Origin of the sequence: Variovorax sp. PBL-E5, from assembly GCF_901827185.1 — a bacterium.
Classification (GTDB): domain Bacteria; phylum Pseudomonadota; class Gammaproteobacteria; order Burkholderiales; family Burkholderiaceae_C; genus Variovorax.
Map to the genome: position 1 here is coordinate 3,708,632 of NZ_LR594671.1, position 15,668 is coordinate 3,724,299.

At 67.4% G+C, this 15,668-nt stretch carries 13 protein-coding genes; all 13 read right to left on the bottom strand.

Annotation, left to right across the window (positions count from 1 at the left end; genetic code table 11):
• Positions 1-30: 30 nt before the first annotated feature.
• The gene (locus tag WDLP6_RS18090; protein WP_162593460.1) at positions 31-1,383 is read right to left on the bottom strand and encodes an LLM class flavin-dependent oxidoreductase; all 1,353 of its coding nucleotides are present in this window, start codon (positions 1,381-1,383) and stop codon (positions 31-33) included.
• On the bottom strand, positions 1,380-2,225 hold the full coding sequence (locus WDLP6_RS18095; protein ID WP_162593461.1) for an ABC transporter permease: 846 nt from the start codon (positions 2,223-2,225) through the stop codon (positions 1,380-1,382). The genes WDLP6_RS18090 and WDLP6_RS18095 overlap by 4 nt, the downstream gene beginning before the upstream one ends.
• Positions 2,218-3,045, bottom strand: coding sequence for an ABC transporter ATP-binding protein (locus tag WDLP6_RS18100; RefSeq protein WP_162593462.1), 828 nt, complete (start codon positions 3,043-3,045; stop codon positions 2,218-2,220). Before WDLP6_RS18100 ends, WDLP6_RS18095 begins: the two co-directional genes overlap by 8 nt.
• Complete coding sequence (locus WDLP6_RS18105; RefSeq protein WP_162593463.1) at positions 3,042-4,043, bottom strand: ABC transporter substrate-binding protein; 1,002 nt, start codon at positions 4,041-4,043, stop codon at positions 3,042-3,044. Before WDLP6_RS18105 ends, WDLP6_RS18100 begins: the two co-directional genes overlap by 4 nt.
• A gap of 52 nt (positions 4,044-4,095) precedes the next feature.
• Entirely contained in the window at positions 4,096-5,052 is a 957-nt protein-coding gene (locus WDLP6_RS18110; protein ID WP_162593464.1) for a TauD/TfdA dioxygenase family protein, read from the bottom strand.
• A 110-nt stretch (positions 5,053-5,162) separates the two neighbouring features.
• The gene (gene flgL / locus WDLP6_RS18115; RefSeq protein ID WP_162593465.1) at positions 5,163-6,374 is read right to left on the bottom strand and encodes a flagellar hook-associated protein FlgL; all 1,212 of its coding nucleotides are present in this window, start codon (positions 6,372-6,374) and stop codon (positions 5,163-5,165) included.
• Between the two features lie 32 nt (positions 6,375-6,406).
• Positions 6,407-8,371, bottom strand: coding sequence for a flagellar hook-associated protein FlgK (flgK, locus tag WDLP6_RS18120; protein WP_162593466.1), 1,965 nt, complete (start codon positions 8,369-8,371; stop codon positions 6,407-6,409).
• A 106-nt stretch (positions 8,372-8,477) separates the two neighbouring features.
• Entirely contained in the window at positions 8,478-10,058 is a 1,581-nt protein-coding gene (locus tag WDLP6_RS18125; RefSeq protein WP_162593467.1) for a methyl-accepting chemotaxis protein, read from the bottom strand.
• Positions 10,059-10,088: 30 nt separating this feature from the next.
• Positions 10,089-11,810: a methyl-accepting chemotaxis protein gene (locus WDLP6_RS18130; protein WP_162593468.1), complete on the bottom strand. Its 1,722-nt coding sequence runs from the start codon at positions 11,808-11,810 to the stop codon at positions 10,089-10,091.
• Between the two features lie 37 nt (positions 11,811-11,847).
• The gene (locus WDLP6_RS18135) at positions 11,848-12,363 is read right to left on the bottom strand and encodes a chemotaxis protein CheW (protein ID WP_232077107.1); all 516 of its coding nucleotides are present in this window, start codon (positions 12,361-12,363) and stop codon (positions 11,848-11,850) included.
• A gap of 175 nt (positions 12,364-12,538) precedes the next feature.
• Positions 12,539-14,077 (bottom strand): methyl-accepting chemotaxis protein, encoded by a 1,539-nt coding sequence (locus WDLP6_RS18140; RefSeq protein WP_162593469.1) that lies wholly within the window; start codon positions 14,075-14,077, stop codon positions 12,539-12,541.
• A 50-nt stretch (positions 14,078-14,127) separates the two neighbouring features.
• Positions 14,128-14,646: a chemotaxis protein CheW gene (locus WDLP6_RS18145; protein WP_174259882.1), complete on the bottom strand. Its 519-nt coding sequence runs from the start codon at positions 14,644-14,646 to the stop codon at positions 14,128-14,130.
• Between the two features lie 25 nt (positions 14,647-14,671).
• Complete coding sequence (flgJ, locus tag WDLP6_RS18150; RefSeq protein ID WP_162593470.1) at positions 14,672-15,664, bottom strand: flagellar assembly peptidoglycan hydrolase FlgJ; 993 nt, start codon at positions 15,662-15,664, stop codon at positions 14,672-14,674.
• Positions 15,665-15,668: the final 4 nt, after the last annotated feature.

Consider the following 15,668-nt stretch of genomic DNA (forward strand, 5'->3'; position numbering starts at 1 on the left):
CACCTCGCCACGACTCGGCGATCGCGTCGTTCAGGCCACCTTGCGCGCGCGCTCGGCGAACTGATTGACGGGCCGCGCGAGGCCAAGGTTCTCGCGCAGCGTCTTTCCTTCGTACGCAGTGCGGAACAGGCCGCGCCGCTGCAGCTCGGGGATCACGAGGTCGACGAATTCTTCGAGCGACTGCGGCAGCACCGGCGGCATCACGTTGAAGCCGTCGGCCGCTTCGTTCTCGAACCATTCCTGCATCTGGTCGGCGATGGTCTGCGGCGTGCCGACGACCACCCAGTGGCCGCGCGCGCCCGCGAGGTATTCGTAGAGCTGGCGCACCGTGAGCCGGTCGCGCCGCGCCAGTTCGAGCACCACGTGGGCGCGGCTGTTGCGGCCGGCAGGCGGCTCGGGGATGTAGGGCGGCGGCGCATCGAGATCCCATGTCGACAGGTCCTCGCCCGGCCAGAAGATCTGCAGCGTGTTCAGGCCCACCGAGGGATGGATCAGTGCCTGCAGCTCGGCCCATTTGGCCTGCGCCTCTTCCTCGGTGCGGCCGATGACCGGCGAGATGCCCGGCAGCACCAGCAACTGATCGGGCCCGCGGCCGTATTTGGCCAGCCGGCCCTTCACGTCGCGGTAGAAGGCCTGTGCTTCGGCCAGGCTGGTCCAGGCGGTGAAGATGGCCTCGGCCGAGGCCGCGGCGAGTTCGCGCCCGGGCTCCGACGAGCCGGCCTGCACGATCACCGGATAGCCCTGCGGCGGACGTTCGAGGTTGAGCGGACCGCTGACCTTGAAGTACTTGCCCGCATGGTTCAGCGCATGCAGCTTCGCCGGATCGAAGTAGCGGCCCGAGGCCGGGTCGCGCGAGAAGGCATCGTCCTCGAAGCTGTCCCACAGGCCCTTGACCACGTCGATGAACTCGTGCGCCTGCTCGTAGCGCACAGCCGGATCGGGATGCCGGTCCAGGCCGAAATTGCCGTGCACGTTGTCGGCGCCGGTGGTCACCACGTTCCATGCGGCGCGGCCCTTGCTCAAGTGGTCGAGCGAGGCGAACTTGCGCGCCAGCAGGAAGGGATCCTCGTAGGTGGTCGATGCGGTGGCGACGAAGCCGATGTGCTTCGTGACCGCGGACAGCGCCGCCCACAGCGTCACCGGCTCGAAGTAGGACACGCGGCCCTGCCGGCTGAAAGCCTCGCCGTCGCCATGGAAGCCGACGCCCGGGCTGTCGGCCACGAAGACCTGGTCGAACAGGCCGCGCTCGGCGGTCTTCGCGACCTCGATGTAGTGGTCGATGTTGACACCCGAGTCGACCTGCGAACCGGGATGGCGCCAGGCGGCGACGTGATGGCCGGTGGCCATGATGAAGGCGCCGAGGCGCAGTTGGCGTTGCGTCATGGATGTTTCCAGGCGGTGAAATGGTGTTCGAGCCGCTGCAGCAGCCAGTTGAAGACAAGGCCGAGCGAGGTGATGGCGATGATCCCGAAGTACATCTGCGGGATCTGGAAGTTGTATTGCGAATAGATGATCAGATAGCCCAGCCCCGCCTTCGCGCCCACCATCTCGGAGGCGACCAGCACCAGGATGGCCGAGGCGCTCGCCAGCCGGATGCCGACGAAGACCGCGGGCACCGAGGCCGGCAGGATCACCTTGCGGAACAGCTGCATCGGCGTCGCGCCCATGGTGCGCGCGGATTTGATCAGCAGCGGGTCCACCTGCTGCACCGCCGAGATGGTGTTGAGCAGCAGCGGCCACGAGCACGCGTAGACGACCAGCGCCACCTTCGACACCTCGCCGATGCCCAGCACCAGGATGAACACCGGCAGCAGCGCCAGCGGCGCGGTGTTGCGCAGGATCTCGATCAGCGGATCCAATCGATCGGCCAGCCGCCGGTACCAGCCGATGGCCAGGCCCAGCGGGATCGCATAGGCCACCGCGATCAGGAGGCCCGCCAGCGCGCGGAACAGGCTGGCGCCGGTGTGCTCCGCGAGTTGGCCATTGAGCGCCAGGCTCCATCCCGCGGCGAGAACTTCGGACAACGGCGGCAGGAAGGTCGGATCGGTCAGATCCAGCCGGGGCAGGACCTCCCAGAGGACTGCGAGCAGCACGAGGATGGCCGTGCGGTCCAGCGCGCGGGCGAGCCAGCGCACGGGCCGCAGCGCCGTCGCGCGCCATGGCACGGCATCGGGCGGTGCGGAAGTCTGCAGCGTGTGGTGCAGGGTCTGTTGGGCACTAGACATGGGCGATCGCCTCTTGGTTGGATGGAATGGAAGAGAGGGACGGCGCGTCCTGCAGCAGGGTCCAGATCTGGTGCCGCACGCTGCCGAAGAGCGGCAGCGAACGCACGTCCTCCGCCGCCTGCTTGAGCGCCGCGGGAACCTCGAACACCTGCCGGATGCGGCCGGGCCGCGCGCTCATCACCGCCACGCGCTGGCCGAGCACGATGGCCTCGTCGATGCCGTGCGTGATGAAGACGATGGTCTTGCCGGTGGCGCGCCAGATGCGCAACAGCTCGACCTGCAGGTTCTCGCGTGTCTGCGCATCGAGCGCGGCAAAGGGCTCGTCCATCAGCAGCACCTCGGGCTCGCAGGCCAGGCTGCGCGCGATCGCGACGCGCTGCTTCATGCCGCCCGACAGTTCGTGCGGATGGCGGTTGCCGAAGGCCGAGAGCCCGACGAGGTCGAGGTAGTGCCGCGCCCGCTCGCGCCGCACGGCGGGCGCAACGCCCGCCACTTCGAGCCCGAATTCGATGTTCTGCAGCGCCGTGCGCCAGGGGAACAGCGCGTACTGCTGGAACACGATCGCGCGATCGCGGCCCGGCCCGCTGATCGGTTTGCCGTCGAGCAGGATGCGCCCGGAGGTCGGCGAAGTCAGCCCGCCCAGCAGATCGAGCAAGGTCGACTTGCCGCAGCCGCTCGGGCCCACCAGCGTGAGGAACTCGCCGGCCTCGACCTCGAGCGAGATGTCCTCGAGCGCCGTGAAGCGTTGCGCCGGGCCGCCGTCGTCCGGGCGGACCACGAACTCCTTGCGCACTTTTTCGAAGGTGATGCGCGAGGTCATTTCGCCGCCACGCCCACCGCTTCGGTGCGGTATGGATTGAATTCGTTGGTGTAGAGCGTGGCCGCGCGCAGCTGGCCGGGTTTGAGCACACCGTCTTTCACCAGCCAGTCGATCCAGACCTGCAGTTCCTTGTCGGCGATCAGCCCGCCCTTGCCGGCGACGCCGGTGCTCTTCCAGTACTTGATGGTCGAGTTGTCTTCGTTGCGCTTGCGCTGGGCGATGATCCTGTCGAAGCGCGCTCGCACTTCCTCGGGCGGCGAATTGCGTGCCCACTCGATGGCGCGCGCGGTGGCCTCGACGAAGCGGCGCGCGGTGGCCGGGTTGTCCTTGATGAACTTGTCGCGCAGCACGTAAGTCCCCGCGCTGAAGTTGCCGTACAGGTCGAGGTCGGAGAACAGCTTGCGGATGCCGCCGCGTTCCAGCGCCTTGTCGCGCAGCACGCCGCCCAGCGTCGTCAGTTCGACCTGCCCCTGGCGCAGCGCCTGCTCGCCGCTGACCGGCGGCACCACCACCAGCGTGACCTGCTGGATCTCGGCCGGCGTCAGGCCGCCGCGCGCGAGGAACTCGCGCAGCATGAACTCGTGGTGCGCGCCGAGCGTGTTGACGGCGACCTTCTTGCCGATCAGGTCGCGCGCGCTGCGGATCGGGCTGTCGGCGCGCACGAAGTAGCCGTTCCAGGTGGTGTCGTCGACGCCGTAGTAGGCGATCACCGGCTTGATCGGCGCATGGGCAGCGATCAGCTTGGCCACCGCGCCGTTGAAGGCGCCGCCGAAATCGATGTCGCCGGTCACCACGGTCTGGATGTCCTGCGGACCGCTGATGGTGTTGCCGATCCACTCGAGCTTGACGGGCGCGAGATAGCCGAGGTCTTCGGCCAGTTCGGGAAAGGTGACCTGGCCGGTCCAGCCCTGGTAGCGCAGTTCGGTTTGTTCGGCGGCGGCCGAGGCGGCAAGGCCCAGCCACAGCGCGACGAGAAGAAGGGGACGCAAGAATTTCATGGAGGGGGTGAACGCGTGGTTCCGGCGACGAGTGGGTGTGAAGGCGCGACGATCAGGCAGCGCGTGCGAGGTCGGCGCCGAGGCGTCCGTCGTTGACGGCATCGGGGCGCCGGCGCGTTCGGCTGCGCTGTCCGTCCACCGACACCGCGGGCTCGCCTTCGATCGTGACGCGGCGCACGACGCGCGGCTGGTCGCCGTAGTCGTTGATGGCGTAGTGCTGGGTCGCGCGGTTGTCCCAGATCACCACGTCGTCCTTCTGCCAGGTCCATCGCACCGTGTTCTCCAGCGCGATCACGCGGCTTTGCAGGATCTCGAAGATGCGCGCGGACTCCGCGCTCGAGAGTCCCGAGATCTTGCGGATGAAGTGGCCCAGCAGCAGCGCGCGTTCGCCCGACACGGGATGCACGTGCACCAGCGGATGCTCGGCCTCGTACACGGCGGAGGCGAACACGTCCTGGTAGTGCCGCAGCCGTTCGGGGTCCACCACGTCGCGGCCGCCGGCGTAGTCGTACGCGTTGCTGTGCACCGCCCACAGGCCATCGGCGAGCGTGCGGAGTCCGGCCGGCAGTTGCTCGTAGGCGGCCGCGGTGTTGGCCCACACGGTATCGCCGCCATGGACCGGCAGCGTGACGCCGCGCAGGATCGAGATCTTCGGAAAGGCATCGACGAAGGTGACGTCGGTGTGCCACGAATCGGCACGACCGCCGCCGCGCGAGGCATCGAGCTCCAGCAGCTTCAGGCCTTCGACCGCGGGCACCGTCGGATGCGGCACGACGCGGCCGAAGCGCGCGCCGAAGGCCTCCTGCTCGCGGTCGCCGAGCTGCGTCTGTCCGCGGAAGAACAGCACCTTGTGCCGGACAAGCGCCGCATGGATCGAGGCAATCACCTCGCCATCCAGCCGCGCGCTCAGCTTGACGTTGAGGACCTCGCCGCCGATGCGGCCGGCGACGCGGCGAATATACAAATCGCCGAAAGAGGTATCGATGTTGGTTGCGGTGACAGTGCTCACGGACGGTGCTCCTTGGGTGGAGCGCCGAAGTCTAGGGAGCCATCACGCAATCACGAACCAATCAATTGCGATATGCAAAGAGCGCAACTGTCCGAGCCGCGCGCGCCGCGCTACAGGTAGTTCATCAGCGAGATGCTGCTGAGCTTGGCGAAGGTCAGCTGCGTGGCCTGCAGCGAGGTCTGCCGCTGGTAGAACTCGGAGATCGCGCTGGCCGGATCCAGGTCCTGGATGGACGAGAGGTAGCTCTTGTCCTGCAGGTCGCGCGTCGCGCCGCTGGTGTTGAGCGCGTCGAGCTCGTTCTGGCGCGAGCCCACCGACGACAGGATGGTCAGCACGTTGTCGTGCGCGTTGCTGACCTTGACGTTGGCGGTGCTCAGCGCGTTGAGCAGCTTGGCCTGCGCCGCGTCGCCGCCGCCTTCGAGCGGCGTGCGCAGCGCGCTGACCAGTTGGCCGATGGCGGCGAAGATGTCGGTGCCGGCGTTCCTGGCCGTCGAGACGTCGAAGCTGTCGCCGTCCGCCGGCTTGCCGCTGATGCTGATCTGCAGGCCGCCGAAGGCGATCGGCGTGTCGGGTGTGAACGCGCCGGTGGCCGCGACGACCGGCGGCGTGTCCTTGGTCGTCACCGTGTAGTTGCCGCCGGCGAAGCTGATGGTGAAATCCTTGCCATAGTTGGCCGCGGTCGCATCGGTCACGCCGATCGCGCCGAACACGCCGGAGCCGGTGTTGCCGGCCGTGCCCGAAGCGACATAGCCCGCGCCGCCCTGCACCGACTGGAAGACGGTGCGGCCGTCGTCCGAGGTCGACATCTGCCGCGCGACATCCACCTGCATCAGCCGCTGGCCCTGGTCGCCCACGTACTGCACGCCGCCGCCGGCCGTCGCGGCGAAGGGCGCGTTGGCGCTCTTGAAGCCGCCGAACAGGAACTGCCCGTTGCCGTCGTCGGAGTTGGCCACGCCGACCAGCTGGTCGAGGTTGCTCTGGATGGTGGTGGCCAGCGCGTTGCGGTCGGCATCCGACAGCGTGCCGTTGCCGGCCTGCACGGTGAGGGTCTTGATGTTCTGGAGGATCGAGGTGACGGAGTCCAGCGCGCCTTCCTCGCGCGACAGCGACAGCATCGCGTGGTCGCGGCTCGATGCGTACTGCGCCGACTCGGCCAGCGTCTGGCTGACGCCGAGCGAGCGCGCCGCGCCGACCGGGTCGTCGCCGGCCGTGAGGAACTTGGAGTTGGTCCCGAGCTGCTGCTGGACCTTGAACAGCTGCTGCTGCTGCTGCCCCATCGCGTTGAGGCTCTGCTCGTAGAAAGACTGGGTGCTGATGCGCATCGCGGCTCCTGGGATCTGGGTGTTGCGGGGGATCAGGCGCTGATGCCGAGGATCGCGTCGAACATGGTCGATGCGGTCTGGATCACCTTCGCATTGGCCTGGTACATCTGCTGGTACATCAGCAGGTTGGCGGTTTCCTCGTCCTGGTTGACGCCGGAGATGGACTGCTGGCTGGCCTTGATCTGGCTGGTCACGCTGTCCTGCGTGGCGCCGGCGACCTGGATCTCCATCGCGCGGTTGCCGACCTCGCTGACCAGCTGCGCATAGGCGCCGTTGAAAGTGGTGGTGCCGTTGCCCATCGTGGCCTTGCGTTGCAGCGCGCCGAGCTGCAGCGCATTGCTGCCGTCGGACACGCCCGAGACGTTCTTGCCGACGGTGAAGGTGTCGCCGTGCGCGGGCGCGCCGGTCATGCTCACGCTGATGCCGCCGAAACTCATCGCCGCGCCGGCCGTATAGGGCACGGCAGCGCCCGCCGCATAGGTGGTGGCCGTGCCGTCGGCCAGCGTCACCGTGACCGGGGATGCGGCCGGGAAGCCCGACAGCGTCTGGCTCGCGGCGTCGTAGCCCAGCGTCACCGTGGCGGCCAGCGGCGAGGCCGGATAGCTCGCATCGACGCTCGCGCTGCCGATTGCGCCGCTGCCCTGGTTGCCGACGGTGTTGCCGGTGGAAAGCGGCGATGCGGCGGCGACCTTGGCCGGGTCGCGCACCAGCACGTCGAGGTCGCGCGCACCGGTGCGCGTCGGCTGCACGAGGAAGGTGTCGCCGGCCTGCGCCGTGCCGCTGGTCGCGGCGACGGTGACGCCGTCGAAGCTGATCGGCAGGCTGGTGAAGCTGCCCATCGACTGCTTGTCCGACAGCCGCGTCACCGAATAGTTGAGCGTGCCCGCGACATCGCGCACTTCCACCGAATAGTCGCTGATCGTGAGCTGCGACGCATCGGTGAGCGTCGCGCCGAGCACGAGGTTGCCGGTGTTGCCTGCATTGGACAGCACGCCCGGCGTGGCCTGGGTGAAGAAGTCCTGGCCCAGCGCGCCGTTCAGATCGACGCCGAGCTTGTGCTGCGCGTTGACCGCATCCGAGATCGACATCGCGAGCCGGCCGATGGCGTTCTGCGTCGGGATCAGCGTCTGGCTGCGGAAGGCCATCAGGCCGCCGAGCGAGCCGCCGGTGATGGTCTCGTCGCTGATCTCGCTGGTGTTGCCCGCGTAGCCGACCAGGGACAGGGCCTCGCGCGTCGGATCGGCCGCGGACGGCCCGGCCACCATCTTCGCTGCCTGGTCGCCCACCACCAGCGACTGGCCGGTGGCGATGAAGACGTTGTACTTGCCGTTGTCCTGCTGCAGCACCTTGACGTCGACGATCTGGCCGAGCTGGCTCACCAGCTGGTCGCGCTGGTCGAGCAGGTCGTTGGGCGGCTGGCCGCCGGCCATGTCGCTGAGCATGCTGATCTGCTTGTTGAGGCTGGCGATCTTGCTGGAGTAGGTGTTGATCTGGTCGACGCTGCCGCCGATCTGGTCGTTGATCGACGAGTTCAGGTCGCTCAGATACTGGTCGGTGGAGCGGAACTTGCTCGACAGCGACTGCGCCGAACTGATGAGCTGCTGGCGCGCGGCCGGATCGGCGGGCGTGTCGGCCACGCCCTGCATGCTGGCGAAGAAGCTCTGCATCAGCGGCGTCAGGCCCGAGGTCTTGTCGGCCAGCAGCGTATCGACGCGATTGATCTGCGTGCTGTTGGTGCTGAGCGCGGCGGAGGCCGACTGCGCCGCGGCCAGCTGCGCGGTGAGGTAGCGGTCGTAGCTGCGCGACACGGTGCTCACGTTGGCACCGCTGCCGATGAAGCCCGAGCCGCTCGAGATGGCGCCGGCGCTGGCGATCTCGGCGACCTGCCGGCTGTAGCCCGGCGTGTACACGTTGGCGGTGTTGTGGGCCGTGGTCACCAACGCGGTTCGGGCCACGCTGAGGCCACTCAGACCCGTGAGGAACAAGCTTCCGGACATAAGGCTTTTACCTGTGAGAGTGATCTGGATCGCGGCATCGATCGCATCGATGCCCTGGTCCTGTATATCGGCAACGGCGCCGAAAAATGAAGGCCGGCGCAGGCACTCAGGCGGTCCGCAGGCTGAAGACGCCGACCGCCTCGACGAGGCTGCCGGCCTGCTCCTGCAGCGAGGCCGCCGCCGCTGCGGCCTCTTCCACCAGCGCCGCGTTCTGCTGCGTGACCTGGTCCATCTGCGTGATCGCCTGGTTGATCTGCTCGATGCCCGAGGTCTGCTCCTGGCTGGCCGCCGTGATCTCGCCCATGATGTCGGTCACGCGCTTGACGCTGCCGACGATCTCTTGCATCGTGCGGCCCGCCTCGGCCACCTGCTTGCTGCCTTCCTCGACCTTGTCCACCGAGTCGCCGATCAGGGTCTTGATTTCCTTGGCCGCTGCGGCCGAGCGTTGCGCGAGGTTGCGCACTTCCGAAGCGACGACGGCAAAGCCCCTGCCCTGTTCGCCGGCACGGGCCGCTTCGACGGCCGCGTTCAATGCCAGGATGTTGGTCTGGAACGCGATGCCGTCGATGACGCCGATGATGTCCACGATCTTGCGCGAGGACGCATTGATCGAGCCCATGGTGTCGACCACCTGGCTGACGACACTGCCGCCCTTGACTGCGACTTCCGAAGCGGACACGGCGAGCTGGTTGGCCTGGCGCGCGTTGTCGGCGTTCTGCTTGACGGTGGAGGTGAGCTCTTCCATCGACGCTGCCGTCTGCTGCAGCGAACTCGCCTGCTCTTCGGTGCGCGAAGAAAGATCCTGGTTGCCGACTGCGATCTGCCCCGAGGCCGTCGCGATCGTGTCGGTCGAAACCCGGATGCGCCCGATCACCTCGGTCAGCTGGTGCTGCATCTGCTTGATCGAATGCAGCAGGCTGCCGTCCTTCGCCGAGCGCGCCTGCACCTCGTCCGTCAGGTCGCCGCCGGCGATGCGGCCCACCACCGCCGCGGCATAACCCGGCTCGCCGCCCAATTGACGCGCCAGCAGACGCGCCACGATCACGCCCAGACCCACGCTGCCGACGATCCCGGCCAGCGCCAGCGCCGCCATCAGCAGCCGCGAGGTCCGGTAGGTCTCGCCCACATCGTCGACGCTGGCCTTGGCGCGTTGGTCACTGTAGACCACCATCTTCCTCAGCACGTCCTCGAGCACGCGCGAATCCTTCAGCAGCTTGTCGCTGTCCTCGGTCACCTGGCCATCGAACTGCGAGCTGTCCAGCGACTGCCTGGAAATCAGCGCCACGAAATCCAGCATGCGCTTCCTGAACGGCGGCATCAGGCTCTCGTACTGCTTGAAGAGCGCCTGTCCCTCGTCGCTGTCCTGGAGCAGCGGCCTGGCTTGCGCGAGCTGCGCTTCGAGGCCTTCCAGCGCGGACTTCAGCGCCTTCGCGCCGGTGTTGCGGTCGCCGCGCGTGGAGGCCGACAGCAGGCTCATCTGGGCGCGGCTCGCATCGATGAGGTCGATGTGGGCCTCCTGCGCAGCCTTCAACGCATGCAGCTCGTTGTCGTAGAGGCTTTCGGTCAATGCATTGATGCGGCCCATGTGGAAGATGCCGAGCGCACTGATGGCGCCGCCCACCGCCGCGACGACCAGGAAACTGAGGATCAGCCGGACGCTCACGCGAAGCTGTTGGAACCATTGCATTTTCATTCTCCTGCGTAGCGTCGTGTCATCCTAGAACTCCGTCCAGTCGCCGGCCGCGCCTGCAGCGAGCGCAAGCTGGGGCTGCGATCCCGCGCCCTTTTCGCGTTGCGCGGGCAAGGCCTTGGCGCGTGCCTTCGCGGGCGTCCGGGGCGCCGCACCGGCGATCGGCACGATGCGGGCAAGCGGCGAGGCGCCATGTGTGCCGGCATCGAGCTTGAACACACCGACCACGCTCGACAGGCTGGCAGCCTGCTCCTGCAGCGAGGCCGCAGCCGCTGCCGCCTCTTCCACCAGCGCTGCGTTCTGCTGCGTGACCTGGTCCATCTGCGTGATCGCCTGGTTGATCTGCTCGATGCCCGAGGTCTGCTCCTGGCTGGCCGCCGTGATCTCGCCCATGATGTCGGTCACGCGCTTGACGCTGCCGACGATCTCTTGCATCGTGCGGCCCGCCTCGGCCACCTGCTTGCTGCCTTCCTCGACCTTGTCCACCGAATCGCCGATCAGGGTCTTGATTTCCTTGGCCGCCGCGGCCGAGCGTTGCGCGAGGTTGCGCACTTCCGAAGCGACGACGGCAAAGCCCCTGCCCTGTTCGCCGGCACGGGCGGCTTCGACCGCTGCGTTGAGCGCCAGGATGTTGGTCTGGAATGCGATGCCGTCGATCACGCCGATGATGTCCACGATCTTGCGCGAGGACGCATTGATCGAGCCCATGGTGTCGACCACCTGGCTGACGACACTGCCGCCCTTGACTGCGACTTCCGAAGCGGACACGGCGAGCTGGTTGGCCTGGCGCGCGTTGTCCGCGTTCTGCTTGACGGTGGAGGTGAGCTCTTCCATCGACGCTGCCGTCTGCTGCAGCGAACTCGCCTGCTCTTCGGTGCGCGAAGAAAGATCCTGGTTGCCCGAGGCGATCTGGCTCGACGCCGTCGCCATGGTGTCGGTGCCCGAGCGCACCTCGCCGACCACCTTCGCCAGGCTCGCATTCATGTGCTTGAGCGCCTGCATCAGCTGGCCCGTCTCGTCGCGGCTCGCCACTTCGATGTGCGAGCTCAGGTCCCCGCCGGCCACCGTCTCCGCGACCTTGATCGCATGGCCCAGCGGCCGCACGATGCTGCGCGAGATGAAGAACGCGAAGGCGCCGCCGGCGATCACCGTCAGCAGGGTCAACGCCAGCCTCAGGTTGAAGCTGCGCGCGTTCGCCGCGTCGATGGCCCGGCTCTGGTCATCGATCGCCTTGCGCTCCATCGCCAGCAGGTCGAGCACCCGCCCTTCGTAGGCCTTCGCGGCCGGCGTGAAGACGTCCTTGAAGACCCGCTCCGTCTCTGCCGCGTCGCCGGCCGCCTTGGTCTTGCCGACCAGGTCCTTGGCCGTCTGGTACTTGGCGCGCAGGTCGACGATCGACTGGAAGGTCGTCTTCTCGACATCGGCCACCAGCAGCGCCTGGACCTTGGCCATGGTCTCGCTGCCTTTCTTCACGCTGTCGGAGATCACGTCGGCGAAGGTGACGGGCAGCGTCTCGTCGGAGGTCTTGGCGATCATCGAGGTGCGCGCGATGGCCGAGTAGGTCAGCACATACCAGTCGGCGATGAGCCGCTCCTTCGCCAGCGGACCCTGCATCATGTGGCGGGTGGCTTCCGCGCTGTTGCGGGCGCTGACGAGCGCGAAGGCGGACGAGAGGATGGTCAGGCCGAGGACGATGGCAAAGCCGGTCGCCAGGCGCGTGCCGATACGGAGGTTGGAAAGAAAGTTCATGGCGCGGATCCGGTGTTCGAGGTGATGGCGGGCAACTTCAGGCAATGGCTTCGACGAGGCCCATCTCGTCGCTGGACATGAGGCGGCCGATGTCGACCAGGATCAGCATCCGCTCATCGACCGTGCCGAGGCCGATCAGGTAGTCGGTGTCCAGCACCGAGCCCATCTGCGGCGCCGGTTTGATCTGTTCGGGCGTCAGGGTGATCACGTCCGACACGCTGTCCACCACCATCCCCACCACACGGCCGCCGATGTTCAGCACGATCACCACCGTGAACTGGTCGTAGCTCGGCGTGCCCAGGTTGAACTTCACCCGCATGTCGATGATCGGCACGATGACCCCGCGCAGGTTCACCACCCCCTTGATGTATTCCGGCGCGTTCGCGATCCGCGTCACCGCGTCGTACCCGCGCAGCTCCTGCACCTTCTGGATGTCGATGCCGTATTCCTCCGCGCCCAGCGTGAAGGAAAGGAACTCCAGCGGCTTGTCCGCGCGTGCCGTCGCCGGGGCCGCATGCTCCGCGGCCGGCTTCGATGTGTCTGTGGTCTTCATCAGCATCTCTTGTGCCTCCGGTTTGAATCTGTTGTCCGTTGTCCGCACCGCGCCGCCTGGTGAGGCTCAGGCTCCGGAGGTTCAGGTCGAACAGGGGCCTTTTCTCTCCAGGGAAACGGGTGCTGCAGAGGGGTTATCGGCAGCTGCGGGCCATTCTTGAAGGTCGACTCGAAATTCAGTCCAATCGGAACTCGCCCACCACCAGCGACAGACCACCGGCCTGCTCCTGCAGCGAGGCCGCCGCCGCTGCGGCCTCTTCCACCAGCGCCGCGTTCTGCTGCGTGACCTGGTCCATCTGCGTGATCGCCTGGTTGATCTGCTCGATGCCCGAGGTCTGCTCCTGGCTGGCCGCCGTGATCTCGCCCATGATGTCGGTCACGCGCTTGACGCTGCCGACGATCTCTTGCATCGTGCGGCCCGCCTCGGCCACCTGCTTGCTGCCTTCCTCGACCTTGTCCACCGAGTCGCCGATCAGGGTCTTGATTTCCTTGGCCGCTGCGGCCGAGCGTTGCGCGAGGTTGCGCACTTCCGAAGCGACGACGGCAAAGCCCCTGCCCTGTTCGCCGGCACGGGCCGCTTCGACGGCCGCGTTCAATGCCAGGATGTTGGTCTGGAACGCGATGCCGTCGATGACGCCGATGATGTCCACGATCTTGCGCGAGGACGCATTGATCGAGCCCATGGTGTCGACCACCTGGCTGACGACACTGCCGCCCTTGACTGCGACTTCCGAAGCGGACACGGCGAGCTGGTTGGCCTGGCGCGCGTTGTCGGCGTTCTGCTTGACGGTGGAGGTGAGCTCTTCCATCGACGCTGCCGTCTGCTGCAGCGAACTCGCCTGCTCTTCGGTGCGCGAAGAAAGATCCTGGTTGCCCGAGGCAATCTCCCTCGACGCCACCACGATGGAATCGGTCGATCCCTTGATGCGCCGCACCAGTTCGGTCAGCGTGTCCTCCATCTCGCCCATGCCGTTCAGCAGCCGGCCGAAATCACCGCCGCGTTCGGTCGCGAATTCCTGGCTCAGATCGCCCGAGGCGACGGTCTCCGCAATGAGGATCGCCTCGTCGATCGGTTGCACGATGCCGCGCGTGAGCCGCCATGCCAGCAGCGCGCCCAGCGCCAGTGCGAGCGCCGCCAGCACGAGCAGGTTGCGCCGGCCCGAGCGGTGGAGTTCGTCGATGGCCGCGGCCGTCTTGTCGATCTCGGCCTGCTGGTGGCTCAGCATGCCGCGGATGCTGGCGTCGTAGCTGTCGAGCAGCGGCACCAGCTGGCCATCGGTGAGTTGCGCGGCCTCGGCCTGCCGGCCCTGCGCCTGCAGCTTGAGGATGTCGTTGCGCAAGCCCACGTACTCGGCGCGGCGCTTGCGGATGTCCTCGGCCAGCGCGAGTTCCTCGGGCGAGGCCAGCATCTCCTCGAGCTTCTTCTGCGTCGCCGAGATGGCCGCGCTGGTCGTGCCGATGTTCTTCTGCAGGTAGGCTTGCACCTCGGGGTTGTCGCTCTTGAGCAGCGCGAAGGTGCGCACGCTGTTGTTGCTGGTGGACTGCAGCCATGCCGCGGCCAGGCGCTCCTTGGCGAGCGAATGCTGCGCCATCTCCTGCGTCGCATCGCCCACGGCCTGCAGGCGCAGCACGCCGACGGCCGCGATGCCGGCGGCGAGCGCCAGCACCAGCGCGAAGCCCATGCCGAGTTGAGTGCCGATCTTCCAGTTCTTCATCCTTGCCTCCTCCTTCAAAAATCCCGCGCCGGCTTCGATCGGCCGGGTCGCTAGGCCGCGATCTTCTCGATCAGGCCCATGTCGTCGCTCGACATCAGCCGATCGATGTCCACCAGGATCAGCATCCGCTCATCGACCGTGCCGAGGCCGATCAGGTAGTCGGTGTCCAGCACCGAGCCCATCTGCGGCGCCGGCTTGATCTGTTCGGGCGTCAGCGTGATCACGTCCGACACGCTGTCCACCACCATCCCCACCACACGGCCGCCGATGTTCAGCACGATCACCACCGTGAACTGGTCGTAGCTCGGCGTGCCCAGGTTGAACTTCACCCGCATGTCGATGATCGGCACGATGATCCCGCGCAGGTTCACCACCCCCTTGATGTACTCCGGCGCGTTCGCGATCCGCGTCACCGCGTCGTACCCGCGCAGCTCCTGCACCTTCTGGATGTCGATGCCGTATTCCTCCGCGCCCAGCGTGAAGGTCACGACCTCCAGCCGCCTTGCGTGGGCATCGCCGCGCGAGGCCGCCGCGTCTGCGGGGCGTTCGAGGCTTTCGATCTGTGGCATGGGATTCCTTTGTCGGGGTCCGTTCCTAGACGAACTTCTGCATGATGCGAACCAGCTTCTGGCTGTACTGCGGATCGGTCGCGTAGCCGGCGCGCTGCAGGCCGTGTGCGGCCTCGGTCGGATCGCCGGTGGTGATCACGTTGGCATAGCGCGGATTGCCGGTCATGAATTTCGCGTAGTCGGTGAAGGCCTCGTCGTACGAGCCGTAGGCGCGGAACTTCGCGCGCACGCGCTGCGGCACGCCGTCCACGTACTCGGTGGTGGTGGTCTCGACCACCGGGCCCTGCCAGCCGCGGTCGGCCTTGATGCCGAACAGGTTGAAGCTCTGCGTGCCGTCGTCGCCGCGGATCTCGCGCTTGCCCCAGCCGGACTCGAGCGCGGCCTGCGCGAGGATCAGCGGCGCGGGCACGCCGCTGGCCGCGCTCGCCGCCTGTGCGGACGTGCCCATGCGGCTGACGAAGCTGTCGACATGGCTTTGCAGCGAGGCCATCGCACCGGATGCGGCGCGGTCGTTGTTGAGCTGGTAGGCGCTCAGGTCGGCGCGCCCCGTTGCCATCGGCGGCGTCGGCGAGGAGCCGAGCGGAATCCCCGACTGCGGCCGGATCGGCAGCCCCGGCCGCGGCGCGAGCGACATGCCCGCGCCTCGGGCATCGCCTTCGGCCTCCGGCGTGCCCGATGCCGACGCGCGGCGCAGCTGCACCAGCATCGCCTCGGCCAGCCCGAGACCTCGGCCCGACAGGTTCTGCGCCAGCTGCTGGTCGAGCATCGAGGTGTAGAGCTTCTGGTTGCTGTCATCGAGCAGGCCGCTCGATGGCGTGGCCTCGCGCATGCTCTTCAACACCATGTTCATGAACAGCGCCTCGAACTGCCGCGAGACCTGCTTGAGCCCTTCCTCGGGCGAAGTGCGCGCGGTGCGCCGCAGCGCATCGACGCCCTGCACGTCGAGCGCGAAACGCTGGTCCAGCGCGCCGCTGCGGTTCGCCGCATCGGTGCCGATCGACGCGTTGAGGGACGTCATCGCC